This is a genomic window from Mesorhizobium sp. U510 (genome assembly GCF_059180695.1).
In genome coordinates this window covers 5,381,417-5,405,596 of sequence record NZ_CP180532.1, presented here as the reverse complement: position 1 = coordinate 5,405,596, position 24,180 = coordinate 5,381,417, and the positions used below count along the sequence as shown (strand labels likewise).

General features: G+C 63.4%; 26 protein-coding genes. 13 read left to right on the top strand and 13 right to left on the bottom strand.

The annotated features are described in order from the left end of the window. The first annotated feature begins 63 nt into the window (after positions 1 to 63). Entirely contained in the window at positions 64 to 507 is a 444-nt protein-coding gene (locus ACLGL5_RS27995) for a CHRD domain-containing protein (protein ID WP_019859149.1), read from the top strand. A gap of 48 nt (positions 508 to 555) precedes the next feature. Here ACLGL5_RS27995 and ACLGL5_RS27990 read toward each other — a convergent pair whose 3' ends face one another. The 3 genes from ACLGL5_RS27990 to ACLGL5_RS27980 form a co-directional block, all read right to left on the bottom strand. Further along, positions 556 to 2,205, bottom strand: a complete 1,650-nt coding sequence (locus tag ACLGL5_RS27990; protein WP_069092501.1) for a thiamine pyrophosphate-binding protein — start codon at positions 2,203 to 2,205, stop codon at positions 556 to 558. After that, the gene (locus ACLGL5_RS27985; RefSeq protein ID WP_069092500.1) at positions 2,202 to 3,377 is read right to left on the bottom strand and encodes a CaiB/BaiF CoA transferase family protein; all 1,176 of its coding nucleotides are present in this window, start codon (positions 3,375 to 3,377) and stop codon (positions 2,202 to 2,204) included. The genes ACLGL5_RS27990 and ACLGL5_RS27985 overlap by 4 nt, the downstream gene beginning before the upstream one ends. A 123-nt stretch (positions 3,378 to 3,500) precedes the next feature. After that, the gene (locus ACLGL5_RS27980) at positions 3,501 to 4,430 is read right to left on the bottom strand and encodes an alpha/beta fold hydrolase (RefSeq protein WP_069092499.1); all 930 of its coding nucleotides are present in this window, start codon (positions 4,428 to 4,430) and stop codon (positions 3,501 to 3,503) included. Between the two features lie 184 nt (positions 4,431 to 4,614). Here ACLGL5_RS27980 and ACLGL5_RS27975 point away from each other — a divergent pair, with 184 nt between their 5' ends. Next, positions 4,615 to 5,622, top strand: coding sequence for a ribonuclease T2 family protein (locus ACLGL5_RS27975; protein ID WP_069092498.1), 1,008 nt, complete (start codon positions 4,615 to 4,617; stop codon positions 5,620 to 5,622). Between the two features lie 19 nt (positions 5,623 to 5,641). Here the strand turns inward: ACLGL5_RS27975 and ACLGL5_RS27970 are convergent, their stop codons facing one another. Then, positions 5,642 to 6,928, bottom strand: a complete 1,287-nt coding sequence (locus tag ACLGL5_RS27970) for a GGDEF domain-containing protein (protein WP_083246790.1) — start codon at positions 6,926 to 6,928, stop codon at positions 5,642 to 5,644. 256 nt (positions 6,929 to 7,184) lie between these two features. Here ACLGL5_RS27970 and ettA point away from each other — a divergent pair, with 256 nt between their 5' ends. From ettA to ACLGL5_RS27945, 5 genes are all read left to right on the top strand, one after another. Then, complete coding sequence (gene ettA, locus ACLGL5_RS27965) at positions 7,185 to 8,834, top strand: energy-dependent translational throttle protein EttA (RefSeq protein ID WP_019859140.1); 1,650 nt, start codon at positions 7,185 to 7,187, stop codon at positions 8,832 to 8,834. 46 nt (positions 8,835 to 8,880) lie between these two features. Continuing rightward, positions 8,881 to 9,651, top strand: a complete 771-nt coding sequence (gene tam, locus ACLGL5_RS27960; protein ID WP_038647773.1) for a trans-aconitate 2-methyltransferase — start codon at positions 8,881 to 8,883, stop codon at positions 9,649 to 9,651. A 110-nt stretch (positions 9,652 to 9,761) separates the two neighbouring features. Beyond that, positions 9,762 to 10,097, top strand: coding sequence for a hypothetical protein (locus ACLGL5_RS27955; RefSeq protein WP_069092497.1), 336 nt, complete (start codon positions 9,762 to 9,764; stop codon positions 10,095 to 10,097). Between the two features lie 131 nt (positions 10,098 to 10,228). Further along, on the top strand, positions 10,229 to 11,350 hold the full coding sequence (locus ACLGL5_RS27950; RefSeq protein WP_032930845.1) for a beta-ketoacyl-ACP synthase III: 1,122 nt from the start codon (positions 10,229 to 10,231) through the stop codon (positions 11,348 to 11,350). A 167-nt stretch (positions 11,351 to 11,517) separates the two neighbouring features. Further along, complete coding sequence (locus ACLGL5_RS27945; protein WP_038647769.1) at positions 11,518 to 11,934, top strand: GFA family protein; 417 nt, start codon at positions 11,518 to 11,520, stop codon at positions 11,932 to 11,934. Between the two features lie 26 nt (positions 11,935 to 11,960). On the opposite strand, the gene ACLGL5_RS27940 is transcribed toward ACLGL5_RS27945, so the two are convergent. The 3 genes from ACLGL5_RS27940 to ACLGL5_RS27930 form a co-directional block, all read right to left on the bottom strand. Continuing rightward, positions 11,961 to 12,527: a methyltransferase family protein gene (locus tag ACLGL5_RS27940; protein ID WP_038647767.1), complete on the bottom strand. Its 567-nt coding sequence runs from the start codon at positions 12,525 to 12,527 to the stop codon at positions 11,961 to 11,963. 99 nt (positions 12,528 to 12,626) lie between these two features. After that, positions 12,627 to 13,025, bottom strand: coding sequence for a VOC family protein (locus ACLGL5_RS27935; protein WP_019859131.1), 399 nt, complete (start codon positions 13,023 to 13,025; stop codon positions 12,627 to 12,629). A gap of 18 nt (positions 13,026 to 13,043) precedes the next feature. Further along, positions 13,044 to 13,466, bottom strand: a complete 423-nt coding sequence (locus tag ACLGL5_RS27930) for a hypothetical protein (protein ID WP_020628922.1) — start codon at positions 13,464 to 13,466, stop codon at positions 13,044 to 13,046. A gap of 123 nt (positions 13,467 to 13,589) precedes the next feature. Between ACLGL5_RS27930 and ACLGL5_RS27925 the strand changes: the two genes are divergently transcribed. Together ACLGL5_RS27925 and ACLGL5_RS27920 are read left to right on the top strand one after the other, a co-directional pair. Next, the gene (locus ACLGL5_RS27925) at positions 13,590 to 14,219 is read left to right on the top strand and encodes a TetR/AcrR family transcriptional regulator (RefSeq protein ID WP_069092496.1); all 630 of its coding nucleotides are present in this window, start codon (positions 13,590 to 13,592) and stop codon (positions 14,217 to 14,219) included. Further along, positions 14,216 to 14,854: an MOSC domain-containing protein gene (locus ACLGL5_RS27920; RefSeq protein ID WP_069092495.1), complete on the top strand. Its 639-nt coding sequence runs from the start codon at positions 14,216 to 14,218 to the stop codon at positions 14,852 to 14,854. Before ACLGL5_RS27925 ends, ACLGL5_RS27920 begins: the two co-directional genes overlap by 4 nt. 65 nt (positions 14,855 to 14,919) lie before the next feature. Here ACLGL5_RS27920 and ACLGL5_RS27915 read toward each other — a convergent pair whose 3' ends face one another. Both ACLGL5_RS27915 and ACLGL5_RS27910 read right to left on the bottom strand, forming a co-directional pair. Then, entirely contained in the window at positions 14,920 to 15,759 is an 840-nt protein-coding gene (locus tag ACLGL5_RS27915) for an SDR family oxidoreductase (RefSeq protein ID WP_494372806.1), read from the bottom strand. 133 nt (positions 15,760 to 15,892) lie between these two features. After that, positions 15,893 to 16,855 carry a D-amino acid aminotransferase gene (locus ACLGL5_RS27910; RefSeq protein ID WP_069092494.1) on the bottom strand — a complete coding sequence of 321 codons (963 nt, stop codon included), beginning with the start codon at positions 16,853 to 16,855 and terminating at the stop codon, positions 15,893 to 15,895. Positions 16,856 to 17,012: 157 nt separating this feature from the next. Here ACLGL5_RS27910 and ACLGL5_RS27905 point away from each other — a divergent pair, with 157 nt between their 5' ends. Further along, positions 17,013 to 17,522 (top strand): hypothetical protein, encoded by a 510-nt coding sequence (locus tag ACLGL5_RS27905; protein WP_069092493.1) that lies wholly within the window; start codon positions 17,013 to 17,015, stop codon positions 17,520 to 17,522. Between the two features lie 5 nt (positions 17,523 to 17,527). Here ACLGL5_RS27905 and ACLGL5_RS27900 read toward each other — a convergent pair whose 3' ends face one another. Beyond that, on the bottom strand, positions 17,528 to 17,842 hold the full coding sequence (locus ACLGL5_RS27900) for a DUF2293 domain-containing protein (protein WP_019859122.1): 315 nt from the start codon (positions 17,840 to 17,842) through the stop codon (positions 17,528 to 17,530). Then, positions 17,839 to 18,363 carry a tRNA (N6-threonylcarbamoyladenosine(37)-N6)-methyltransferase TrmO gene (tsaA, locus tag ACLGL5_RS27895; protein ID WP_069092492.1) on the bottom strand — a complete coding sequence of 175 codons (525 nt, stop codon included), beginning with the start codon at positions 18,361 to 18,363 and terminating at the stop codon, positions 17,839 to 17,841. The genes ACLGL5_RS27900 and tsaA overlap by 4 nt, the downstream gene beginning before the upstream one ends. Positions 18,364 to 18,589: 226 nt before the next feature. Between tsaA and ACLGL5_RS27890 the strand changes: the two genes are divergently transcribed. Beyond that, on the top strand, positions 18,590 to 19,612 hold the full coding sequence (locus ACLGL5_RS27890) for an ArsR/SmtB family transcription factor (RefSeq protein WP_069092491.1): 1,023 nt from the start codon (positions 18,590 to 18,592) through the stop codon (positions 19,610 to 19,612). After that, on the top strand, positions 19,612 to 20,529 hold the full coding sequence (metF, locus tag ACLGL5_RS27885; RefSeq protein ID WP_019859120.1) for a methylenetetrahydrofolate reductase [NAD(P)H]: 918 nt from the start codon (positions 19,612 to 19,614) through the stop codon (positions 20,527 to 20,529). Before ACLGL5_RS27890 ends, metF begins: the two co-directional genes overlap by 1 nt. Positions 20,530 to 20,946: 417 nt before the next feature. Here metF and ACLGL5_RS27880 read toward each other — a convergent pair whose 3' ends face one another. Continuing rightward, positions 20,947 to 21,864, bottom strand: a complete 918-nt coding sequence (locus tag ACLGL5_RS27880; protein ID WP_069092490.1) for a DMT family transporter — start codon at positions 21,862 to 21,864, stop codon at positions 20,947 to 20,949. 214 nt (positions 21,865 to 22,078) lie between these two features. Here ACLGL5_RS27880 and ACLGL5_RS27875 point away from each other — a divergent pair, with 214 nt between their 5' ends. Continuing rightward, entirely contained in the window at positions 22,079 to 23,299 is a 1,221-nt protein-coding gene (locus tag ACLGL5_RS27875) for an alanine racemase (protein WP_019859118.1), read from the top strand. A 116-nt stretch (positions 23,300 to 23,415) separates the two neighbouring features. Here ACLGL5_RS27875 and ACLGL5_RS27870 read toward each other — a convergent pair whose 3' ends face one another. Beyond that, the gene (locus ACLGL5_RS27870) at positions 23,416 to 24,147 is read right to left on the bottom strand and encodes an SDR family oxidoreductase (protein ID WP_069092489.1); all 732 of its coding nucleotides are present in this window, start codon (positions 24,145 to 24,147) and stop codon (positions 23,416 to 23,418) included. Positions 24,148 to 24,180 lie beyond the last annotated feature (33 nt).

Here is a 24,180-nt window from a genome sequence, read left to right as displayed (position 1 = left end):
TGCGTTGAAGCATGCGCGCGTCGGGGGACCGTGACCCATGCGACAGCCAATCGGAGGTTTTTCATGCGCACATATTCTTTCCTGCCGGTGCTTTCGGCCCTTGCCGTTTCGACCGCCTTCCTGCTCGCTTCGCCAGCAATGGCCGAGGTGGTGAAGTACAAGGCAACGCTCGATGGCGGCCAGCAGAACCCGCCCGTCACCACCAAGGGCAAAGGCACCGCCACGCTCACCTTCGACACCACCAAGAAGAAACTCAGCTGGAACGTCAAATATTCCGGCCTCAGCGGACCGGCGACGGCAGCGCATATTCACGGCCCGGCGGCGATGGGTGCGAATGCCGCTCCGGTGATCCCGTTCAAAGGCAAGCTCAAGAGCCCGATCAAGGGGTCGGCAACGCTGACGGATGCGCAGGCCGCCGACCTGGCGGCCGGCAATTATTATGTCAATGTCCATACCGCCGCCAACAAGGACGGCGAGATCCGCGGCCAGATCGAGGCGGCGAAATAACGGAAACCGCTTAAAAAAGGGGCGGGCGACCGCCCCTTTTTGTTTGGATCACGCCTTGTCGCGGATCTGCGTCATCGTGCGGGTTGGCGTGATCGCTTCGGGGTCGAGCCTGATTTCGACGATGGCCGGCTTGCCGCTGGCCCGCGCTCGCTCGAAGGCCGGCGCGAAGTCGGCCGTCTTCTCGACCGTCTCGCCATGGCCGCCATAGGCGCGTGCCAGCGACGCGAAGTCGGGATTCCTGAGATCGGTGGCAACGACGCGGCCGGGATATTCGCGTTCCTGATGCATGCGGATGGTGCCGTAAATGCCGTTGTTGACGACGATCACGATAATGGGCAGGTCATATTGCACGGCGGTGGCGAACTCCTGGCCATTCATCAGGAAGCAGCCGTCGCCGGCAAAGGCGATCACGGTGCGATCCGGATAAAGGGCCTTGGCGGCGACGGCAGCCGGGGTGCCGTAGCCCATCGACCCGGAGGTCGGCGCCGCCTGCGTGCCGAAACGGCGGAAGCGGTGGAAGCGGTGCACCCAGGTGGCGTAGTTGCCGGCGCCGTTGGCGAAGATGGCGTCGTGCGGCAGCTCCTGTTCCAGATAGTTCATGATCGGGCCCATCTGCACGTCGCCCGGACCCGTCTGCGGCGGCGTCGACCATTCGAGATAGGCGCTATGCGCTTTCGCCGTCTCGGCTGCCCAGGATGGTGTGCCGGCCGGCTTGCGCTTGGCAAAGGCCTCGACGAAGGCGGCGGGCGAGGCGTTGATTGCCAGCGTCGGCCGGTAGACGCGGCCGAGCTCGCCGGCGTCGGCGTGGACATGCACCAGCGCCTGGTCGGGGTAGGGGCTTTTCAGCAGCGTGTAGTCGGAAGAGGGCATCTCGCCCATGCGCCCGCCGATCAACAGCACGACATCGGCCGCCTTGACCTGCGCCGCCAGCTTGGGGTTGATGCCGATGCCAACGTCGCCGGCGTAGTTCGCGTGAAGATGGTCGAAGAGCATCTGGCGGCGGAAAGAGCAGCCGACGGGAAGCGACCATGTCTCCGATATGGTGCGCATGCGCGCGACGGCTTCCTCATTCCAGCGTGTGCCGCCGAGGATGACGAATGGTCGCTTGGCGCCGTTGAGCAGCATTTCCAGCGCATCGAGTTCGGCCCCGCCGGGATAGGTCTCGACCGGCGTGTGGGGAAGCGCTTCCGGAGCCTGGACCTCGCTGGTCAGCATGTCTTCGGGCAGCGAGATGACGACCGGGCCAGGCCGTCCCGATGTCGCGACCGCGAAGGCGCGGGTGACGAATTCGGGGATGCGCGAGGCGTCGTCGATCTCGACCACCCATTTGGCGATGTCGCCGAAGAACCTCTTGTAGTCCACCTCCTGGAACGCCTCGCGCTCCTTGGCGTGGCTGGCCACCTGGCCGATGAACAGGATGAGCGGCACCGAATCCTGCATGGCGATGTGGATGCCGGCGGAGGCGTTGGTGGCGCCGGGGCCGCGGGTGACGAAGCAGATGCCGGGCTTACCGGTCAGCCGGCCCTGGCAGTCGGCCATCATGGCAGCACCGCCTTCCTGGCGGCACACGATGGTGCGGATCGATGAATCGTGCAGCGCGTCGAGCACCGCCAGATAGGATTCGCCCGGCACGCAGAAGATGCGGTCGGTGCCGTTTGCTTCCAGCGCCTCGACGATCAGTTGTCCACCGGTCTTCATTTCGCTGATCTCTCCAGTTCGGCAAGGATTTCGTCGGTGTGTTCGCCCAGGCGCGGCGAGGGGCGCTCATAGACCAGCGGCGTGCCCGACATCACCATCGGCGCGCGCACCGAGGGCAGAAGATTGCCATGGCCGTCGTTGAGGTCGAGCCGCATGCCGCGCGCGATCGCCTGCGGATCAGCAAACATCTGGCCGATCGTGTTGATCGGGCTGGCCGGCACGCTTGCCGCTTCAAGCTTTGCCAGCAGCGGGTCGCGATCGAGCGTGCTCAGCGCCTCGACGATGCGTTCGCGCAGCTTCACCCGGTTGGTGACCCGGGCCGGATTGGTGGCGAAGTCGGGATTCGTCGACAATTCATCCAGCCCGACGGCGGCGCAGAATTTGGCGAACTGGCCGTCATTGCCGACCGCCAGGATGATGTGGCCGTCCCGGACCGGCACCACCTCGTAAGGCGCGATGTTCATATGCGCATTGCCCATCTGCACCGGCGACTTGCCGGAGACGAGATAGTTGAGGTTCTGGTTGCCGAGCGCCGAGATCTGCGTGTCGAACAGCGCCATGTCGATATGCTGGCCCTCGCCGGTTTGTTCGGCATGCCGCAACGCGGCCTGTATGGCGATGACGGAATAGAGCCCGGTGAAGATGTCCGAGATGGCGACGCCGGCCTTTTGCGGCTCGCGGCCGACCTCGCCGGTGATCGACATCATGCCGGCCATGGCCTGGATGATGAAGTCGTAGCCGGCGCGCGGCGCATAGGGCCCGTCCTGGCCGAAGCCGGTGATCGAGCAATAGACGAGGCGCGGGTTGATCTTGCGCAGGCTGTCGTAATCAAGCCCGTATTTCTTCAGGCCGCCGAGCTTGAAATTCTCGATCAGCACGTCCGACGTGGCGACCAGCCGGCGCAGGGTCTCGGCGCCCTCCGGCGTCGAGAAATCGATAGCGATGGAACGCTTGCCGCGGTTGCAGGAATGGTAATAGGCGGCCGACAGGTTCTCGCCGTCATGGCTCATGACGAAGGGCGGGCCCCATTTGCGGGTGTCGTCGCCGCCATCGGGACTTTCGACCTTGATGACGTCGGCGCCGAGATCGGCAAGCAATTGCCCGGCCCATGGCCCGGCGAGGATGCGGGCGAGTTCGACGACGCGGACGCCTTTCAGGGGTGGTTCGGCCATAAATCACCGTGATTGCCGCAATCACCATGATTGCCGCGAAAGCAGAGCCTCTATCAAGCCCGGCATCGGCTGTCACGGCCCTTGCAATAGGCCAACGGGCCGGTTCGAAAAGGATTCAGGTCGCTATTTCAGCACGCTGTCAGCCCAGGTGGCGAAATCGTTCATGATGATATCGCGGTTCACCTCGTTCAGGCCTTCGTGGCGGGTGTCGGCGTAAACCTTTGAAACGAGATTCGAAAAGCCCATCCCGCGCATGCGATTGGCAAGGTGGGTGATGCCCTTGGCATAGTCCGAGGCGGGGTCTTTCTCGCCGCCGATGATGGCGACGGGAAGGTCGCGCCGGACGCCGGCAAAGCCGGCATCCTTGCCGCCGTTGAGCGCCATCGAGACCACGTCGCGCCACATCGACACGGAGGCATCCCAGCCGCACAGCGGATCGGCGATGTATTTCGCCACCTCGGCCTCGTCGCGCGACAGCCAGTCGAACGGCGTGCGGTGATCGGGCACCGCCTTGCCCCAGGCCTGAAAGGTGAGTTTCGGCAGCAGGCGGGACGGGACATCGGAGCCCAGCCGCATCCGTTCCCAGGCCAGGATGCCGAGCGCCACCTGCCCAAGCCGCCCTTGCGAAAAATTGCCGTTCCAGATCGCGGCGGCATGGATGCGCGGCGAGTGGCCCAAAAGGTAGTTCAGCGCCACCGACGCGCCCATCGAATGACCGAAGAGGATGACCGGGAGGCCTGGGCATTCGCTGGCGATGAGGTCATGGATGGCGTCGACATCGGCGATCACCTTGGCCGGTCCATCCTCGTCGGCGAATTTGCCGAGCGGTGCGTCAGGCGCCTTGGTCGCGCCGTGACCGCGATGGTCATGGACATAGAGGTGGAAGCCGCGCGCGGAGAGGAAATCGGCAAAACGGGCATAGCGCGCGGCGTGCTCGGCCAGGCCATGGTTGATCTGGACGACCGCACGCGGTTTGTCTTCAGCCTGCCTGACGAAGAGATTGAGATCGGCGCCGGTCGGTGAGTGGACCATGCGTTGCTGATTGAAAGGCATGGCCGCCCGCTCTCCCCCCTCGTTTTATCGTTGTTGGCTTTTCTTGCGCCGGCGCCGGTTACGCGTCAATCCACAGCAAATGCTTTTGCGCGACGATGTTTCTTGCGTTCGACCAGCAAAATATCGCAATTCTGACATGGAGACAGCTTCAGTCTGTCGCCCACTTCTCAGCCGGGGATCTCTCATGCGCATTGGTGTCGTTTTCGGATTGGCCATGCTGGCGGTATCGCTGGCCAATGCTGCGCATGCCGAAGTCAAGATGAGCGGCACCTTCGTTGCCGATGCGGCCTGTCCGGCAACGCAAGCCATCAAGAACGGCAAGAACCCCGGCAACGTCTCGACCGATGCCGGAAAGAGCTACCAGCTGCTGGCCGGCAACAAGGACGCGCCGACGCATTATCTGATCCTGGTGCCGGGCGCCGATCCGGAGCGCCGCTGGGTGAAGGTCACTTGCGGCCATGTCTCGGGCAGCAGTGCCTCGACGGTGCCTGCGGCACCTGGCGGACAAGGCAAGGCCGCCCCATCGGGGAGACCCGAATATGTCTTCGCGCTGAGCTGGCAGCCGGCTTTCTGCGAGACCAAGTCGAGTAAAACCGAATGCAGGGCGCAGAACCCGAATGAGTTCGACGCCACCAACTTCACCTTGCATGGGCTGTGGCCGCAGCCGAACGGCAATTCCTATTGCCAGGTGGCGGCCAGCGACAAGGCCAACGACAATCCCGTTCACTGGAAGGATCTGCCGCCGGTCAATCTGGACGCCGGCACCCGCAAGGAGCTCGATCAGGTGATGCCGGGCACGGCCTCCCAGCTGGAACGGCATGAATGGATCAAGCACGGCACCTGCTACGGCAAGAGCCAGCAGGAATACTTCTCCGACGCGCTCGGCCTGATGCGACAAGTAAACGCCTCGCCGGTGCGCGAGCTCTTCGCCAAGACCATTGGCGGCAAGCTGACGGCGGACCAGATCCGTGGCGCCTTCGACCAGGCCTTCGGTGCCGGGGCAGGGGATCGCGTGCGGGTGTCCTGCGTCATCGATCCCTCAAATGGCCGGCGGCTGATCGGCGAATTGACGCTCGGCCTTGCCGGCCCGATCAGCCCGAACGCTTCGCTTAAGGACCTGCTGCTGGCTTCCGTGCCGACCAACAAGGCCGGTTGCCCGATAGGCACCGTCGACGCGATCGGGTTCCAGTAAGGACACACCTAGCTCTAGATCAGAACTGCGCCGACCTGGTCCAGGCGATGGCGGCGTCCGGCTCATGGCCGCCCGGCTCGCCGACGACGCGGTCGCGTCCGGTGGACTTCGCCTTGTAGAGGCGCTGGTCGGCAAGCGCGAACAGATCGGCAAGACAGCGCGTCGTTTCGCTGACGGTTGAAACGCCGGCGCTGACGGTCAGCTCGAAGCGGCTGGCCACGGGCGATGCCTTGACGGCGTAGCGGATGCTTTCGCCAAACAGCCTGGCGACCGGATGCGGGCGCGAACTGAGGATGGCGAACTCCTCGCCGCCGATGCGGAACACCTGGTCTTCGGCGCTCGCCACTTCGCGGAGCAGGCTTGCTACCGCTTTCAGCACCTTGTCGCCTTCGGCATGGCCGAAACGGTCGTTGATCGACTTGAAATGGTCGACATCGACGATCAGCAGGCTGAGGGGCCTCGCCGTGCGCAGGCTGACCTCGACGGCGGCTTCACCGTCGGCGTCGAAGCGGCCGCGATGCAGCAGGCCGGTCAGGCCGTCGCGGCCGACATGCTCGACCAGCGCTTCATAGCGCTCGCGATAGGTCAGCGTTTCGAAAATGTCGGTCAGCCCGCGCGGCAGCGCAATGTCGCGGGCCTCGAACCATCTGAGGTAGGCCACGAGCATACCGCTGAAGGCAAGCGCCGCCGCCATCTTGGCGAACCAGCCGCCGAAGAAGACGGCAATCGGCGCGCCGGCGACGAAATGCAGCGCGGTGAAGAAGCCCGCCTGGTCGAAGGTCAGCACGCAGGCGACGCAGATCAGAATGCGCGCGAACTGCGCCTTGCGCAGGGTGCGTCCAAGTCTTTCATAGAGCAGGATGATCAGGATGGCGTCGATGAACAGGAGCGTCGTGCCCCACACCATCAGCCAGCCCATCTCGTCGATGAAGCCGATATCGGGCAGCTTGCCGTCGGGGAGCGGCGCGATGGCATGCAGGCGCAGGAGCAGCACCAGCCCGATCATCAACGCATTGCCGAGCAGCAGGCCATAGATGGGCTGGCGCACGGTGGCGGCGTCCTCCTTGATGTAGAGCAGGAGCAGCATCACCAGCTTGCCCGAAAACAGCACTGCCGAGCCCGGCGAGACCAGGCCGAACGGCAGCGCGACATAAAAGACGCTGGCGAGATAGGTTTCCAGGAAATGCATGACGCCGAGTGCGCAGACGAAGACGCCGAGACCAATGCGCTTCCTGAAGCGAAAAAGCGTCACCATGACGCTGAAGTAGACGACCGCTTCGGCAAGGAGCAGGAAACTGTTCAGCACTGCCGTCGATCCGCTTTCTCTACAGGAATCGCGGCCAGCCAGCGATTCCACCCCGATCCTGTTGTGACGCGGAAGGGTTAACCGGACATTTCAGCGCGCCTCGTGGCCGTGGGAAAACTTTGGCGGTCAGCGCACACGTGTCCGTGTGATCGGCTTGATCTGGCAAAAGCGATTGCCGTTCGCCGCCGCATCGCCTACATAGCGGCCAACCTCCATTCAATTCGACAATTCAGTCAGTTTTTCAGGGAAAGCGCGCGTGGCACGCCAGTTCATCTATCACATGTCCGGCCTGTCGAAGGCCTACGGCACCAAGAAGGTGCTCGATAACGTTCACCTGTCCTTCTATCCGGACGCCAAGATCGGCATTCTCGGGCCCAACGGCTCGGGTAAGTCGACCATCCTGCGCATCATGGCCGGGCTCGACAAGGAGTTCCAGGGCGAGGCGTGGCTGGCCGAGGGTGCCACCGTCGGCTACCTGGCGCAGGAGCCGCATCTCGACAACTCAAAGACCGTGCGTGAAAACGTCATGGACGGCGTCGGCAGGAAGACCGCCATCATCGAGCGCTACAACGAACTGATGATGAACTATTCCGACGAGACGGCCGACGAGTCCGCCAAGTTGCAGGACGAGATGGACCGGCTCAACCTGTGGGATCTCGACCAGCAGGTCGAGATGGCGATGGACGCGCTGCAGTGCCCGCCGGCCGATTCCGAAGTGACCAACCTGTCGGGCGGCGAGCGTCGCCGCGTGGCGCTCTGCCGGTTGCTTCTGGAACAGCCCGACCTGTTGCTGCTCGACGAACCGACCAACCATCTCGACGCCGAGACCACGGCGTGGCTGGAAAAGCACCTGCGCGACTATCCCGGCTCGGTGCTGATCATCACCCACGACCGTTACTTCCTCGACAATGTCACCGGCTGGATCCTCGAGCTCGACCGTGGCCGCGGCATTCCCTATGAGGGCAACTACACCAGATATCTCGACGCCAAGGCCAAGCGCCTGATCCAGGAAGGCCGCGAGGACGACGCTCGTCAGAAGTCGATCTGGCGCGAGCGTGAATGGATCCAGTCCTCGCCGAAGGCGCGCCAGACCAAGTCCAAGGCGCGTATCAAGGCCTATGAGGAACTGGTCGAGCAGTCGCAGAACCGCAAGCCGACCGACACACAGATCGTTATTCCCTCGAGCGAGCGCCTCGGCAACGTCGTCATCGAGGTCGAAGGCCTCAACAAGGGTTTTGGCGACGAGCTTCTGATCGAGAACCTGTCGTTCCGGCTGCCGCCGGGCGGCATCGTCGGCGTTATCGGCCCCAACGGCGCCGGCAAGACGACGCTGTTCAAGACCTTCACCGGCCAGGAAAAGCCGGATGCGGGCACCGTGCGCATCGGCGAGACGGTCAAGCTCGGCTATGTCGACCAGAGCCGCGACGCACTGGATGGGAACAAGACCGTGTGGGAAGAAATCTCCGGCGGCGCCGAAATCATCAAGCTCGGCAAGCACGAGATCAACAGCCGCGCCTATTGCTCGTCCTTCAACTTCCGCGGCGGCGACCAGCAGCAGAAAGTCGGCAACCTCTCCGGCGGCCAGCGCAACCGCGTGCACCTGGCCAAGATGCTGAAGAACGGCGGCAATGTCCTGCTGCTCGACGAACCGACCAACGACCTCGACACCGAAACGCTGGGAGCGCTGGAAGACGCGCTCGAAGCCTATGCCGGCTGCGCCGTCATCATCAGCCACGACCGCATGTTCCTCGACCGTATGGCGACGCACATGCTGGCCTTCGAAGGCGACGCGCATGTCGAGTGGTTCGAAGGCAATTTCGAGGAATATGAGAAGGACAAGCTGCGGCGCCTGGGCGCCGAGGCGGCGGCCCCGCACCGCATGACGCACAAGCGGCTGACGCGGTAGGGGATTGTTAGGGCGGTGAATTCTCAAAGCCACATGAGGAGTTCAAATGGCTGACTGGTCCGCCGCCCAATATCTGAAATTCGAGGATGAGCGCACGCGGCCGGCCCGTGACCTTGTCGCGCAAGTGCCGGTCGACTTCCCGCGCCGGGTCGTCGACATAGGCTGCGGGCCTGGCAATTCGACCGAGCTTCTGGTCGAGCGCTGGCCGGATGCGCAGGTGATAGGCTTCGACACCTCGCCCGACATGATCGAGAAGGCGAGGGCGCGCCTGCCCAATGTCAGCTTCGACCTGGCGGACGCGGCGACATGGCAGCCGGCCGAACCGGTCAATGTGATCTTCGCCAACGCGGTGTTCCAGTGGCTGCCCACGCATCCGGCGGTGTTCCAGCGGCTGATGGGCTTTCTGGCGCCTGGTGGCGCGCTGGCCGTCCAGATGCCGGACAACCTGCTTGAGCCCTCGCATCAGATGATGCGGGAAACCGCCGCCGAAATGCCCTTCGCCGATAAGCTGAAGGGTGCGGCGCGCGGACCGTTGCCGCCTGTGTCGTTCTATTATGACCTGCTGTCGCCGCTCTCCGATCGACTGGATATCTGGCATACGGCCTACAACCATCCTCTGGCCGACGCCGAGGCGATCGTCGAATGGGTGAAGTCGACCGGGCTGAAGCCCTTCCTCGATCCGCTGGACGCCGACGAGCGCAAGATGTTCCTGGACAATTACACGGCCAAGGTCAAAAAGGCCTATCCCAGAATGGCGAACGGCAAGGTGCTGCTGCGCTTCCCGCGTATCTTCATTGTCGCCAAGCGGGACGGCTAGGAAAGAATTATCCACTTCGCCTGCAGCCGATTGCCGTGGCTTGACCCGGTTTCGCCGTCATGCCCAATTCATCGCGTGGGGCCATGATGGCCGCGTGGCAGGGGGAAATGATGAGTTTGAAAAGGTTGCTCTATGGCGGCGGCGTTTGCGCGGCGGCACTTCTGGCGTTCTCGGTTTCGGCGCAAGCCAAGCGGGCGCGCTGCTTCACCACGGATGATGGGTATTTCCCGTGCAGCTACCGCGCCATCGATGATGCCGGCAGTTTCCGGATCTCGGCGCCGGGTTACCCGACCTATGTGCTGGAGATCGACGGGCCGGGCTTTGCCTATGGCTATGTCAATCTCGGCCGCCGCAACGTGCCGCTGGCGGGGCAGTTCGTGCGCAGCCGTGACGACGGCGCCTGCTGGAACAACCCGCAGACAAACACCAAGCTGTGCGCCTGGTGAAATCCTGGTTCAAGCCGGCCCGAATCCTTAGTTTAAGCCGGCGTAAACCGGCCGGATGAGAAAAGTGTTGCGCCGAAGCGTTTCGGCGCCCACATGAAGCCGCAACGCCTGCGGATGGGACGGACTGAAACATGCATCGCGTCATCATCAGCGGCATTGGCGCTGAAATTCCTGAAGCTGTCATCACGAATGAAGAACTGGTCGAGAGCTTCAACAGCTGGGTCGACACGGAAAATGCGCGCCGTCAGGGCACAGGCGAAGCGCTGCTGCAGAAATCCGATAGCGACTTCATCGTCCATGCCTCGGGCGTGAAATCCCGTCATGTCATCGAGCGCGAAGGCATTCTCGACCCGACCCGCATGACGCCGCGCATTCCCGCGCGGCCCGACGATGCGCTGTCGCTGGAGGCCGAGTTCGGCATTGCCTCGGCCAGGAAGGCGCTCGACCATGCCGGCGTTGAGCCGTCCCAGATCGACCTGATCATCTGCTCGGCCTCGCACCACCAGCGGCCCTATCCGGCGATCGCCATCGAAATGCAGGAGGCGCTCGGCACCACCGGCGCCGGTTTCGACATGGGGCTCGGCTGTTCGTCCGCGGCGGCCGCCCTGCACATGGCGGTCAATCTGGTGCGCTCTGGCGCGCACAAGCGCATCCTGGTGACCACGCCGGAAATCATCACCGGCCATCTCAATTTCCGCGACCGGCAGACGCATTTCATCTTCGGCGACGCTTCGGTGTCGATGGTGGTTGAGGGGCTTGCCCAGGGCGACAAGCGGCCGGGGCGTTTCGAGGTGCTGGATACGCGGCTGTGGACGCAGATGTCGAACAACATCCGCACCAATCTCGGCTACCACACCCGCACCGCCCAGGATGATCCCTACATGATCAATCTGGAAGGCAACCTGATCAAACAGGTCGGCAACAAGGTGTTCAAGGAAGTCACCGTCGCCGGCCAGAAATTCATCGTCGAGTTCCTGGCAGAGCATGGGCTGACGCCGCAGGCGATCCGGCGCTTCTGGCTGCATCAGGCCAATGCGCGCATGAATGCGATGATCCTGAAGCTGTCGTTCGGCCACGATGTCGATCACGATCGCGCGCCGATGGTGCTGGAGCGGCTGGGCAACACGGCGGGCGCCGGCGCCATCGTCGCGCTGTCGGAGAACCATGCCGACATGAAGCCCGGTGATTTCGGCTTGATCTGCGCCTTTGGCGCGGGGTATTCGATAGGCGGCGCGCTCATCCGGATGCTCTAAGCAATGTCGCGGTGACGCTGGCCCGAAAGGGCCATTCGGACTTTCGTCCTCAGCCGGGCCGCTGCGCGCCCGTCCTACATTCCCGTTCAGCCTGGACCGACCCTCGACACGCCCGTGTCGGGGGCGGCTTGAATCAACGCGATCCCGTTTCAGAAAGGAGAGTTCCAATGGTCGATGCCCGGTGTAGCTGCGGTGCCCTTACGCTGATGCTGACAGGACCATCAAAACTGGTTGTCGCCTGCCACTGTCTCGATTGCCAGCGCCGAACCGGCGCGCCCTTCGGCGTCGGCGCCTTTTATCCGGCTGACGCTGTCGCGATCTCTGGAACCGCGAAAGAATTCACGCGCGATACCACGAGCGGCGGCAAGGTGCACAACCACTTCTGTCCCGCCTGCGGCTCGACGGTCTATTGGAAAGCCGACAGGCTGCCATCGCTGATCGGTGTCGCGGTTGGTGCGCTTGCCAACCCGAACTATCCGCCGCCCGTCCGGTCGATCTTCGAACAGTCGAAGCATGATTGGGTTCAAATCGACGGTGCCGTCGACCATTTTCGGCAAGGCAGCGGGGCGGGGAAATCGAGCTGAGCGGGCGTTCGCCGCACCTTGGCGTGTCAGGCCGGCGTAAAGGGAACCAGCATCGGCACCCGCCGCGCGTAGTCGTCATAGGCGGGGCCAAGTTCGCCGCGCAAGAAGCGCTCCTCGAGTTTTGCCTTCATGACGATGCCGATGGTGAGCAGTGCGACACCTGCAATGCCCCACACAGTGCCTTTCGCGAGCATGGTGGCGAGGAGCGCCAGCAGCAATCCTGTGTAGATCGGGTGGCGGACGAGGCCGTATGGACCGGTATCGACCACGCGGTGGTCTGCCTTGGCAGTGACCGAGGCCGACCACAGCCTGCCCAGATGAATACGCGCCCACCACGAGAAGATGAGGCCGATGGCGATCAGGGCAATGCAAGCCCAGGCCTCGGCGAGGCTTGGTGTCCACAATCTCAACCTGCCCTCATAGCCGTGCGCCGGGACGAACAGCAGGACGGTGCCGGCCAGCCAGAACACTCGATAACGGACCTCCGCGCCGATGGTGGCGCGTTTTTTAGCCGGATCAGCCCACATGGCGGCCGCAATCCAGGTGACCACCCAGACGAGCCAAAGCAGCGCGATTGCCGTCGCCGGTCGCATGAGAACCTCCGCAGTGTCTCGCCAACATGAAAGCGATCCGACGCGGCGGCAATGCGGCACCAATTCCATTTCCGGTAAGAAGATCGTGATCCTTCGCCTTCATTGACCCGAGCAACTGAACATCCACTGCACGCCATAGGCGTCGACCAGCATGCCGAAGCTGGTTCCCCAATATTGCCGCGCCAGCGGCACGGTGATGCGGCCGCCGGCGGCCATGCGGGCAAAAAGCGCGCGCATGTACACCAGCTCGTCGAATTCCAGCATCATGGCGGAGCCTTTCATCGGCTCCGCATCGTCATTGTCGGAGGCATAAAACAGCACGCCCGGACCTTCGAAGCGCGCATGCAGGATTTTTCCGCGCATGGTTTCGGTCCGCACCGGCATGCCGTTATCGCCCCAGCGCAGCAGGATCGTTCCCCGGCCAAGCCCGCACTGTTCGTAGAAAGCCAGTGCCGGCTCGCAAATGGTGGTGAAGAAGAGCGAAGGGGAGAGCCGCATCACATCTTCCCTATCAGATCAATGCGCAGCGGCGGTGGCGGCGGCGATGAGCGCGTCGCCGGTAAATTGCCTGTCGCCGATGCCCCAGCCGCCGTCAGGCGCGTTGACGATGTTGATCCAGGTATTTTCCGGCTTGTGCCCGGGCACGCAGAGTTCGGCGACAATTCCGGCGGCCGTGGTGATGAAGGCGTTGCGGGTCTCGATCGAGCCAAGGCCGATATTGGGCAATTTCAACTCCACCATCACGACGGGCCTGTTGGCGCCGCCGGCATAGATATGGCGCAATGGCAGGATGTGGACCGTGCCGCCGACGATCGCGGTGAAGAAGGCATTGCCGGTGGCGCCGGAAGCTTCGATGAGGGCGGCGCTGAGGCGCGGCAGGATCTCGCGCTCTCCGGCCTCTGTCAGGACGCCTTCCGGCGCGGTCACGGTGATGGGCATTGGTCTCTCCTTGTCCTCGGGCTGCACGGCCTTGCCGGAAGATCGTCTTCCGGCTTGCCATGTTTCGTATCAATTGTTACGTTATGTGAAACGAGCAAGTCAATAGGTTTCGTATCGATCACTATGGATAATTTGGAAAAGGCTAGGGGTGGTCGTCCCCGCGCGTTCGACCCCGACCGGGCGCTGGATGCGGCGATGCATCTGTTTTGGGAGCACGGCTATGAGGCGACGTCGCTGGCCATGCTGCGCGAGGCGATGGGGCTGACGCCGCCGCAGATCTACAACGCCTTCACCGACAAGGAGACCTTGTTCCGCAAGGCGCTGACGCGCTACCACGAGACGGAGATCGGCTTTGCGCTGGATGCGCTGAGCGCGCCGGTACCGACGCGCGAGGCGATCCGGCGGTTGCTGCAGGGCGCGGCGGAGGCCTATTCCAGGCCCGGCAAGCCGGGCGGATGCCTTTTTGTCAGCGGTGCCCTGGCGGCCTCGCCGCAGGCGCAAGCCATCGCGGATGAACTCAAGGCCTATCGCAAGGCGAGCGAAGCGGCGATCGCGGAGCGTCTGGCCAAAGGCCAAGCGGCGAGCGATCTGCCGGAAGGCTTCTCCGTCGAGAGCTTCGCCAAATATATCGCCGGCGTCATGAACGGCATGTCGATCCAGGCGCGGGACGGCGCGTCGGCCGAAGAGTTGCGCATTATGGCCCAAACCGCCCTTGCTGCCTTGCCGCCCGAAGAGCAAAAACGGGGAGCATGATTCAAGGACGGAACGCCATCATGGATCTCTTCCCCAAAGCCGAGAAGCCGGTCGAAATCATTCCGGCGAAGAAGCTTTCCGCTCGCGCCGCAGCGCTCTTTGTCGCGCCGGCGGATCATTTCCAGACGCGACCGGTGGAGGAATTGCGGCTCGGCTTCGACGGCATTTCGGGCGATTTCCATGCCGGATCGACGCGGCGCTCGGGCGGGCGCGAACCCTGGTATCCGCGCGGCACCGAAATGCGCAACGAGCGGCAGCTGTCGATCGTGGCCGCGGACGAACTGGCCATCGTCGCCGGGCGGATGGGCCTTCCCGAGATCAAGCCGGAATGGATCGGCGCCAATCTGGTGATCGAAGGCGTGCCGCATCTGTCGATGCTGCCGGCCGGCACGCTGCTGTTCTTCAAGGATGGCGTGACCCTCAAGATCGATGCCCAGAACGGACCATGCCGCATCGCCGGGCGATCGATCGCCGAAAATGCTGATATGGCCGACATCGAGGCCGGCGCGCTGCTCTTTCCCAAGGTGGCCAAGCGGCTGCGTGGCGTGGTCGCCTGGGTCGAGAAGCCCGGAACGATCAGGGTCGGCGAAGAGATTTCGGCGCGGGTGCCGGAGCAGTGGATTTATCAGGCATAGCCGCCCGTTCTCATCGTGACCGAAGGCTACGCCGCTGATGAGCGGCGTAGCAAAATGCTGGAGCCTCAGCCCTTGCGGTTCTTGTTGGCGCCTTGCGCCATGACGGACACGTGGTCCCATTTGTCCCAGGTGGCGAGGCGGTTGGCGTATTCCTGGCGGATCATCGGCAGGCCGCCATCGCCGAAGAACACGCGCAGCGGCGGCTCGGCAGCATCGACGATGGCCAGCATCGCCGGGCCGGTCGCCTCGGGATCGCCGGCGACCGAATTGGCGCGGCGCTCGGCCATCTTGGCGCGGGCGGGCGCATAGGCTTCGATCGGCTTGGAGACCTTGGCTGAGGCGCCGGACCAGTCGGTGGAGAAGCCGCCCGGCTCGACCAGCGTGACATGGATGCCGAATTCCGCGACCTCGATGCTGAGCGACTGGCTGAAGGCTTCCAGCGCCCATTTCGAGGCATGGTAGAGGCCGAGCGAGGCAAAGGCGTTGACGCCGCCGATCGACGAGATCTGGATGATGTGGCCGGACCGCTGCGCCCGCATGATCGGCAGCACGGCCTGCGTGACCCACAGAGCGCCGAACACATTGGTTTCGATCTGGTCGCGGGCTTCTTGCTCGCTGACCTCTTCGATGGCGCCGAAATGGCCGTAGCCGGCATTGTTGATGACGACGTCGAGCCGGCCAAAGCGCTTGTGCGCCTCGGCGACAGCGGCATCGACGGCTTTCTTGTCGGTGACGTCGAGCTTGATCGCGGCAATGTTGTCGCCATATTTCTCGATCAGATCGGCGAGCGTGCCGGCGTCACGGGCGGTCGCGGCAACGCGGTCGCCGCGCGCTAATGCGGCCTCGGCCCAGACGCGGCCAAAACCCTTCGACGATCCGGTGATGAACCAAACCTTGTTTGTCATGATGTGGAATCCTTGCCCCTGCGGGCGCAATCTTGGATAAAAGCGGAGGCTTCTCCGCTTTCGGGCATATACGGCCTATCTCGTGATTTTCCAGAGGCGAGGGGGATCTTTTTTTGAACAAGACGCCCTTTGATCAGGGATAACTCACCTGAGACGACCAGGCCGGATCGTCGTGCTTTTGCCAGTAGAGCACCATCAGCCGGCCGGTAACAGGCCCGACCTTGCCGTCGGCGATCGCAGCGCCATCGATCTCAGTCACCGGCATGATGCCGCCCGCGGTCGAGGTGATGAAGACCTCGTCGGCCGCCTTGAGCGCTGCAACGCTGACATCGGCGGCGGCGGCGACAAGACCGTCTTCGGCGCAGAGATCGAAGACGGTGCGTCGGGTGATGCCAGGCAGCACGCCGATGGCCGGCGTCGACAGTTTGCCATCCTTGACGCAGAAGACGTTGAAGCCCGGACCTTCGGCGACATTGCCGTTGAAGTCGAGGATGAGCGCGGTCTCCGCACCGCGGTCATAGGCGTCGTAGAGGCCGCGCACCAGATCGAGCCAGTGGTAGTTCTTGATCGACGGATCGACCGAAGTCGGCGGGATGCGCACCTTGTCGCTGATGGCGACGCGCAGGCCGCGCTGCAACTGCTCGGCATTGGCGACCGAGCCGAAGGGCACGGCGAAGGCCATGAAGCGGTTGATTGCCTGGCGCGGATCGCGGCTGAAGGTCGGCGAGGCGCCGCGCGTGCACAGCATTTCGACATAGGCGGCGCGATGGCCCGAAAGGGCGACGCAATTGTGGAGGATCTCGGCCACGCCATCCCTGTCGAAGGGGATGGCCATGCGCAGCTTTTCCAGCCCGCCGAAGAAGCGATCGAGATGCAGGTCGAGGCGGAAGAAGCGGCCGTTCAAGACATGCACCGTGTCATAAGTGGCGTCGGAATGCAGGAACCCCCAATCCAGCACCGACACCTTGGCCTGCGACATCGGCAGATACTGGCCGTCGAGGAAGGCGATGCCACCGGGATAGGAATGCGGGTCGACGTGGCGGTCGCCGACCGTGAGCAGCGGCCTTGAAGCCTTTGTTGCCGTCGTGTGGTCCATCGGGACCTCCTCGTGTGTGGGGCGGGCCATCAGCCTACCGGCCCGGGAGAGGAGGCATAGTGCCAGCCGTCCGGGCGCTGTTCGTCCTCCATAACGGTCCAGCCGATACACCGGATTGGAATTGCCGTATGATAGGTGGCTTGGAGTGGGAGGGGATATGGGCAGGCTTGGGACGGTCATCGCAACCATGATGATTTTCGCCGGCGCGGGCGAGGTCAGCGCGCAGTGCGTGAAACAAGGTGACGAACTCTGCCAAAAGGGCCAGACCTATCGCTGCGAGAAGACCGGCAGCGAACTGACGCCGATCTTCCAGAATGTTCCTTGCGCGGTGAATGCGCCGGCGCCGACGCTGACCGGCACCTGGGTCGGCAGTGGCCACCAGAGCCCGGCGGGGGACGCCGGCGCCGACTGGTCGATCGCCATGACGATCAGGGATGACGGCGCGTCGATCGATTATCCGTCACTCGGCTGCGGCGGATCGCTGTCGCAGACGTCGAGGGACGAGACATCGGCGGAATTCCATGAGAGCATCACCTACGGCCAGGACAAGTGCATCGACGGTGGCGACATCACCGTCCGGTTTTTCAAGGGAAACCTGTCCTGGACCTGGGTCGGCCAGGCCGACGGCCAGCCCTACAATGCGATCGCCGTGCTGACCAGACAATAGCCGCCTCATTCCTCTTCGTCGTCGGCGTCGAGCAGGCGTGTCGCGCGCCAGCGGGTGAGCACGATGTTGGTCTGCTCGATGACGAAGAAGCGGGCGGAGTCGCGGTCATAACCCTCGGCCAGCAGCTTTTCGTAGTCGGTGTGCATGTGGCGGATGTGGGCGATCGTCGCCAGCCACACGGCAATGCCCGGCGGCAAGGTCTTCATATGCACCGCGCCGGCGTCGGCGCGGATCTTCTCCATGTCGGAATAGGGCGCCAGCGGCAGAAGGGCGGTCAGCGCCTTGGCGATGGCGCGGCGGCGGCCGGTCGGTGCTGTCATCGTTCATCGCGTCCTTCGACGATCGCCTCTGGCATGGCGTCGGTCGAGGCGAAGTAGGGCTTGATGTCGATGACCGCCGTGCCGTCGAGCACGTCGATGGCGTCGAGATCGATGCGCCCAGTGGCGATGTCCAGTCCGATGAGCCTTGCCACATGCAGGCCGACCGGGTTCGGCCGGGCAGGGGAGCGCAGGCCGAATACGCCTTTCGCTTCAGCCGCATGGCGAGGTTTTTGCACAATAAGATTCCGCGGCGCGTGATGCAGCCAGGACAGGATGATGACATGGCTGGCGCGCTCCAGCCCGCGCAGGCCTTCACGATAGGGCGCGTCGATGGTCAGCATCGCCGGCTGCCCGGTCTCGCGCGCCGTGCGCATGTTTTTCGGGCAGCTTTCCCGCGTTACCCAAGGCGAGGCGATGCGGCCGATGAAGACGATTCCGGCATCCGCCGGCATCGTTGCCGGATCCTGTTCCAGCCTCTGCTCGCCTTCGCGTGCCACGAACGTTTCGCGCGGCCCGGTCATTTTGCCCATCTCCGTGCTGCTGGCTGTCATTGTCAGAAGACCGCTACACATTTTTGGGCGGCGCGCACCGGAAAATCACGCATGCGGCATTTTCTTGTCCGGAAGCGACATAGAGCTTGCAAGGTTTTGAAAATCGACATAAACATATGTTTATATCTTTTTCAAAGTGAATGCGCTGAAAAGAGAATACGCTGAAAAGAGAATACGCTGAAAAGAGAATACGCTGATGCATGTTTCGCTCGACACCATGGTGGATACGCTGAAGGCGGCGGCCGAATCCAGCCGCCTGCGCATATTGGCACTGTTGTCGCGTGGCGACCTCACCGTTTCCGATCTTACCGAAATTCTCGGCCAGTCGCAGCCGCGCGTTTCGCGGCATTTGAAGCTGCTTCTCGAGGCCGGGCTGATCGACCGCTACCAGGAAGGGTCATGGGCGTTCTTCCGCCTATCGGATGCCGATTCCGCGCGTGACTTCGTCATGGGCCTGGTTTCCAGCATTCGCGGCGCCGATCCGCAGGTCGAGCGCGATCTCGAGCGGCTGGCCTCGGTCAAGCGCAAGCGGCAGGACCGGGCGGCGGAGTATTTTTCGGTGAATGCCGCAAGCTGGGACCATATCCGCTCGCTGCATGTGCCGGACCGCGCGGTCGAGGCGGCGATGCTGAAGCTGGTCGGCAAGCGGCCGTTCCAGTCGATGCTGGATCTCGGCACCGGCACCGGGCGGCTGCTCGAAATCTTCTCGCCGCTCTACCGGCGCGGTGTCGGCATCGACATGTCGCGCGAGATGCTGACCGTGGCGCGCGCCAATCTCGACAAGGCCGGCGTTTCCAATGCGCAGGTGCGGCAGGGCGATATCTTCTCGCCGCCGGTCGAGCGCGATGCCTTCGATCTCGTCACCATCCACCAGGTGCTGCACTATCTCGACGATCCGGCCCGCGCCATCCACGAGGCGGCGCGGCTTTTGCGCCCGTCGGGCCGGCTGGTCATCGTCGACTTCGCGCCGCACACGCTGGAATTCCTGCGCGAAGAGCACGCACATATGCGCCTCGGCTTTTCGGACCGGCAGATCGGCGAATGGTTTGCCGAGGCCGGCCTCGATCTCGAGGATGCCCAGGAATTCGAGCCGCGCGGCGGCAGCGAGCCCAGGCTCACCGTCAAACTCTGGCTTGGCCGCGATAGGCGCCTGATGATCGCCGACCCTGCCAACGACAGCCAGCAGACCAAAGTGAATTCGATAGGGGAAATCGCCTGATGAACCAGTTCCGCTTTTCCCGCCGCCCCGACATTGGCGACAAGGTCAAGGTTTCCTTCGAATTCTTCCCGCCCAAGAATGACGAGATGGAGGCGCGGCTGTGGGACACGGTCACAAGGCTGGAGCCGCTGAAGCCGAAATTCGTCTCGGTGACCTATGGCGCCGGCGGCTCGACGCGTGAGCGCACGGCGCGCACCGTCTGCCGCATCCTGAACGAGACCAGCCTGACGCCGGCCGCGCACATGACCTGCGTCGATGCCGCCCGCCATCAGGTCGACGCGGTGATCCAGGAATTCGCCGATATGGGCGTCAAGCGCTTCGTCGCCCTGCGCGGCGATCCGGCCGCGGGCGTGGGAACCGCCTACCGTCCGCATCCCGACGGCTATGCCAATGGTGCCGAGCTGGTCGGAGCTCTGAAGGACGCTGGCGATTTCGACATTTCGGTTTCGGCCTATCCGGAGAAGCATCCGGAAAGCCCCGACTTCGCCACCGATATCGACATGCTGAAGCGCAAGGTCGACAATGGCGCGACGCGGGCGATCACCCAGTTCTTCTTCGACAACGATCTCTACGAGCGCTATGTCGAGCGCGCGCGCCGGGCCGGCATCTACATCCCGATCGTTCCCGGCATCCTGCCGGTGCATAATTTCACCCAGGTCGCCAATTTCTCGGCGCGCTGCGGCGCGCTGGTGCCGGCATGGCTGGCCGAGCGCTTCGACGGCCTGCAGAACGACCCGCAGACCCATGCGCTGGTGGCATCCGCCGTCGCCGCCGAACAGGTTCTCGACCTGGTCGAACGCGGGGTGGGCGACTTCCACTTCTACACGATGAACCGCGCCGACCTCGTCTTTGCCATCTGCCACATGATCGGCATCCGCTCGCATGAGGCGGAGGTGGCGGGCTCGGCTGCTGCATGAGGCAGCGCTGAACAGCAAAAGGCCGGGTAAAAACCCGGCCTTTCGAATTGTTTAGACTATCTGGTGCTGGTCTTCCCTGTTTTGGCGGGTTCAGGGAAGGACGCCCATAATGAGGGCGCCGATGAAAGCAAACGCAGCACAAATCATCAATGCGTTGATTGGCCTCGTAAGTCCCATGACATAGCCTCCTCTTAAAGAGCTATGCCTAAGAGTCTAGGTCCATTTGTGCCACAGGCAAGCGGAAAATGTGCTGCATTGCGACGTGATTGTGAAATTTGCGACTCCGATTTTGCCGTTAGCCGTTGAAACTTCTCGGCAAAAACCCGCTTCAGACCTGTGAATAAATTGTGGCGGCGACGTGTCGATGCTGTGTCATGGCAGCGCTACCGCCGCGAAAATCGACTTCGATTTTCGCGCCTAACGCCTTCCAAGGACACGTCCGTCGATTGTGAGAAGACCGAGGCCGATCAGCACCACGCCGCCGATCTCGAACAGTTCCAGCCGCTCGCCCAGGAAAAGGAAACCGAGCAGCATGGCGCTGGCCGGCACGATCAACGTGACCAGCGAGGCGTTGGTGGCGCCGGCCGAGGCGACGAGGTTGAAATAGAGGACGTAGGCGAAGGCGGTGGACAACAGCGCCAGTGCCAGCACCGCCGCCCAGACTGGCGGCGAGGCCGAGAACAGGCCGGCCGGGCCGTGCGCCAGCAGCACGACCGGTATCATGATGATGGTCGAGGCGGTCAACTGCCCGGTGGCGATGACCGGCGAGGGCACGCCCTTGAAGCGGCGGGCGACCATCAGCGCGACGCCATAGGACAAAGACGCGCCGATCAGCGCGAATTTGGCCCATACCGGGCCGCCAAGCCCGGCAAGCACGCCGGGACCGATCATGACAGCGGTGCCGGCGACGCCGAGCCCGATGCCGGCGAGCTTGTTCCAGGAGAGCTTCTCGTCCGATGTCAGCGCGTTGGCAAGGATCAGCGTCCAGAACGGCGTCGTCGCGTTGAGCACCGAGGCGACGCCGGCGCCAAGCTCGGTCTGGCCGGCGAAGATCAGCGAGAAGGGGACGACATTGTTGGTGAAGGCCAGCAGGAAGAACAGGCCGGCATGCGGAAAGGCAAGGCGGAAGGACGGGCCGCGCAGGCCGAGATAGATCTGCAGCGCGATTGCCGCGATGGCGACGCGAAACAGCACCAGCACCAGAGGGTGAAGCTCCGCCACCGCGATGCGGGCGAAGAAGAACGAACCGCCCCAGATGGCGCCAAGCAGCAGCAACTGCCCCCAGTCGGTAAGCGTCATCGGTCCGCGCGACGCTGATGTAGCGGCAATTGCCATGTGGATCGTCCTCCCCCCGACATGCCGGCTCGAATGTCAGCTGGCCAGACACGGGCATATCGGGTCTGGCGACAAGCGCCACCCGAAACCTGATCGATGGTAAGCGATGTCGCCGAAGATTAGCGCCGCGGCGTCAGGTGCACGAGACACAGAATTGTTTTCATTGGCCGCTAGCTTGGATTAATTGTGCGCAGCCGAGATCGAGGATTCGTCAATGCAGCGATTCGAGAATGCCCGCGAGGCGGCACTGGCGCTTCGTCCTGACGATCCGGTCTATTGCTTCCGCCCGCAGGTGCTGAAGGCCGATGCCAGGCAGTTCATGGGCATGTTCCCCGGCAAGACCGCCTATGCGGTCAAGACCAATGGCGAGCAGATCGTGCTGAAGACCTTGGTCGAGGCCGGCGTCAACGCCTTCGACGTCGCTTCGCCCGGCGAATTCGCTGCCGTGCGCGCCGTCTCTGCCGATGCCGAGATGCTCTACATGCACCCGGTCAAGGCGCAGTCGGACATCAAGCTGGCGCTGGAGAAATACGGCATCCGCGTCATTTCGCTCGACCATGAGGACGAGATCACCAAGCTGACGCGGGTGGTGCGGGCGCTCGACATCGACCCCGGCTCGATCAGCGTATTCGTGCGCATCCAGACGAAAGGGTCGGCGGCCTACGAACTGTCGAAGAAATTCGGGGCCGGGCCGGCCTATGCGGTAGAACTCGCCGAGCGGCTGAACCGCACGGGCTACAAGGTCGGCCTGTGTTTCCATGTCGGCAGCCAGATCGAGGATCCCGACACCTATGAGCGGGCGCTGGCTTCGGCCGACTGGGTGCGCAACCGGTTGACCTTCGACATCGCCGGCCTCGATGTCGGCGGCGGCTTTCCGGCCGAATACGGCCATGATCCCAACCGCAAGCAGATCGAGATGCCGTCGCTCGGCCAGATCATGTCGCGGCTCTCCGGCGACTTGAAGGAATATCAGTTCGACCAGATCCCGCTGGTGGCCGAGCCGGGCAGGGTGATCGTGGCGCGTTGCCTGTCGCTGATCGTGCGCGTGCTGTTGCGCAAGGGCAAGCGGCTCTACATCAATGACGGCATCTGGGCGTCGCTATCGGATTCATGGACCGGCAAGATCACGCTGCCGGCGCGCTTCATTCCTGATCCGGCGATCAGGACCCGCAATGGCGCTGAAAAGAACATCGTGCCGTTCAAGGTCTGCGGCGCGACCTGCGATTCCGTCGACATCCTGTCCAGGCCCTTCTGGCTGCCGGAAACCGTCGACACTGGCGACTGGATCGAAATCGGCCATATCGGCGCCTATTCGCTGTCGCTACGCACACGCTTCAACGGGTTCTATCCCGATACTTTCGTCGAGGTGACGACGCCGTTCGACGAAGGCGATGCGCCGCAAGGCTTTGCGAGTTTGGAGACGATGGCAGACTAGGGGGTAGGGAATAGGGAGTAGGGATCGTTTGTTATACTGGCGCTTTCAATGTCACCTTTGGTATTTGCCTACTGCCTACTGCCTACTGCCTACTGCCCACTGCCTACTGCCTATCCCTACGCCACTCCACCGCCAGCCTGGATGTTCTCGCCGGTCAGCCAGCGGGCCTCGTCGCTGGCCAGGAAGACCGCGATATCGGCAACGTCGCGCGGCGCGCCTATCCTGCCGAAGGGCGACATGCCGGCAGCCACGGCGCGATCGCGCTCTGGAAGCAGGTCCGTGTCGGTGAAGCCCGGCGACAGCGCATTCACCGTGATGCCGCGCGATCCGAGTTCTCGGGAGAGCACGCGGACGAACTGTTCGACGGCGCCCTTGCTGCCGAGGTAGAGCGCCGTCTGCGTGAAGAACATCTTCGTGCCGCCGGTGGAGACAGCGATGATCCGGCCGCCGTCGCGCACCCGGCGCGCTGCTTCCTGCAATGTGAAGAAGGTGCCCTTGGCATTGGTGCCGAAGACCTGGTCGAAATCGGCTTCGGTTGCCTCGGTCAGCGGTTTGATGACGGCGACGCCGACATTGGCCACGACGATGTCGATTGCGCCCAGCTTACTGTCGGTCTCGTCAAACAGGCGGCGGACATCGGAAACGCTTGATATGTCGGCTTGGATGGCGAGCGCCTTTCCTCCCTTGCTGGCGATGCCGGCGACGACCTCGTCGGCGGCTTTCTGGTTGCCGACATAGTTGATGACGACGGCAGCGCCCTGGGCCGCGAGTCCTTCGGCGATGGCCCGGCCGATGCCGCGCGAACTGCCGGTGACGATTGCGGTTTTGCCGTGCAGAGACTGGGACATGATCAATTTCCTTCAACCATTCTGGCCCGCGGC

Excerpts from the sequence above, each read along its gene's own strand:
- ACLGL5_RS27890 (WP_069092491.1), top strand. The coding sequence starts at position 18,590 with ATGCATGTTTCGCTCGACACCATGGTGGATACGCTGAAGGCGGCGGCC.
- ACLGL5_RS27980 (WP_069092499.1), bottom strand. The coding sequence starts at position 4,430 with ATGCCTTTCAATCAGCAACGCATGGTCCACTCACCGACCGGCGCCGAT.
- metF (WP_019859120.1), top strand. The coding sequence starts at position 19,612 with ATGAACCAGTTCCGCTTTTCCCGCCGCCCCGACATTGGCGACAAGGTC.
- ACLGL5_RS27995 (WP_019859149.1), top strand. The coding sequence starts at position 64 with ATGCGCACATATTCTTTCCTGCCGGTGCTTTCGGCCCTTGCCGTTTCG.
- ACLGL5_RS27875 (WP_019859118.1), top strand. The coding sequence starts at position 22,079 with ATGCAGCGATTCGAGAATGCCCGCGAGGCGGCACTGGCGCTTCGTCCT.
- ACLGL5_RS27915 (WP_494372806.1), bottom strand. The coding sequence starts at position 15,759 with ATGACAAACAAGGTTTGGTTCATCACCGGATCGTCGAAGGGTTTTGGC.
- ACLGL5_RS27935 (WP_019859131.1), bottom strand. The coding sequence starts at position 13,025 with ATGCGGCTCTCCCCTTCGCTCTTCTTCACCACCATTTGCGAGCCGGCA.
- ACLGL5_RS27880 (WP_069092490.1), bottom strand. The coding sequence starts at position 21,864 with ATGGCAATTGCCGCTACATCAGCGTCGCGCGGACCGATGACGCTTACC.
- ACLGL5_RS27910 (WP_069092494.1), bottom strand. The coding sequence starts at position 16,855 with ATGGACCACACGACGGCAACAAAGGCTTCAAGGCCGCTGCTCACGGTC.
- ACLGL5_RS27945 (WP_038647769.1), top strand. The coding sequence starts at position 11,518 with ATGGTCGATGCCCGGTGTAGCTGCGGTGCCCTTACGCTGATGCTGACA.
- ACLGL5_RS27925 (WP_069092496.1), top strand. The coding sequence starts at position 13,590 with ATGGATAATTTGGAAAAGGCTAGGGGTGGTCGTCCCCGCGCGTTCGAC.
- ACLGL5_RS27870 (WP_069092489.1), bottom strand. The coding sequence starts at position 24,147 with ATGTCCCAGTCTCTGCACGGCAAAACCGCAATCGTCACCGGCAGTTCG.
- ACLGL5_RS27975 (WP_069092498.1), top strand. The coding sequence starts at position 4,615 with ATGCGCATTGGTGTCGTTTTCGGATTGGCCATGCTGGCGGTATCGCTG.
- ACLGL5_RS27990 (WP_069092501.1), bottom strand. The coding sequence starts at position 2,205 with ATGAAGACCGGTGGACAACTGATCGTCGAGGCGCTGGAAGCAAACGGC.
- ACLGL5_RS27950 (WP_032930845.1), top strand. The coding sequence starts at position 10,229 with ATGCATCGCGTCATCATCAGCGGCATTGGCGCTGAAATTCCTGAAGCT.
- tam (WP_038647773.1), top strand. The coding sequence starts at position 8,881 with ATGGCTGACTGGTCCGCCGCCCAATATCTGAAATTCGAGGATGAGCGC.
- tsaA (WP_069092492.1), bottom strand. The coding sequence starts at position 18,363 with ATGACCGGGCCGCGCGAAACGTTCGTGGCACGCGAAGGCGAGCAGAGG.
- ACLGL5_RS27920 (WP_069092495.1), top strand. The coding sequence starts at position 14,216 with ATGATTCAAGGACGGAACGCCATCATGGATCTCTTCCCCAAAGCCGAG.
- ACLGL5_RS27900 (WP_019859122.1), bottom strand. The coding sequence starts at position 17,842 with ATGACAGCACCGACCGGCCGCCGCCGCGCCATCGCCAAGGCGCTGACC.
- ACLGL5_RS27955 (WP_069092497.1), top strand. The coding sequence starts at position 9,762 with ATGAGTTTGAAAAGGTTGCTCTATGGCGGCGGCGTTTGCGCGGCGGCA.
- ACLGL5_RS27985 (WP_069092500.1), bottom strand. The coding sequence starts at position 3,377 with ATGGCCGAACCACCCCTGAAAGGCGTCCGCGTCGTCGAACTCGCCCGC.
- ACLGL5_RS27905 (WP_069092493.1), top strand. The coding sequence starts at position 17,013 with ATGGGCAGGCTTGGGACGGTCATCGCAACCATGATGATTTTCGCCGGC.
- ACLGL5_RS27930 (WP_020628922.1), bottom strand. The coding sequence starts at position 13,466 with ATGCCCATCACCGTGACCGCGCCGGAAGGCGTCCTGACAGAGGCCGGA.
- ACLGL5_RS27940 (WP_038647767.1), bottom strand. The coding sequence starts at position 12,527 with ATGCGACCGGCGACGGCAATCGCGCTGCTTTGGCTCGTCTGGGTGGTC.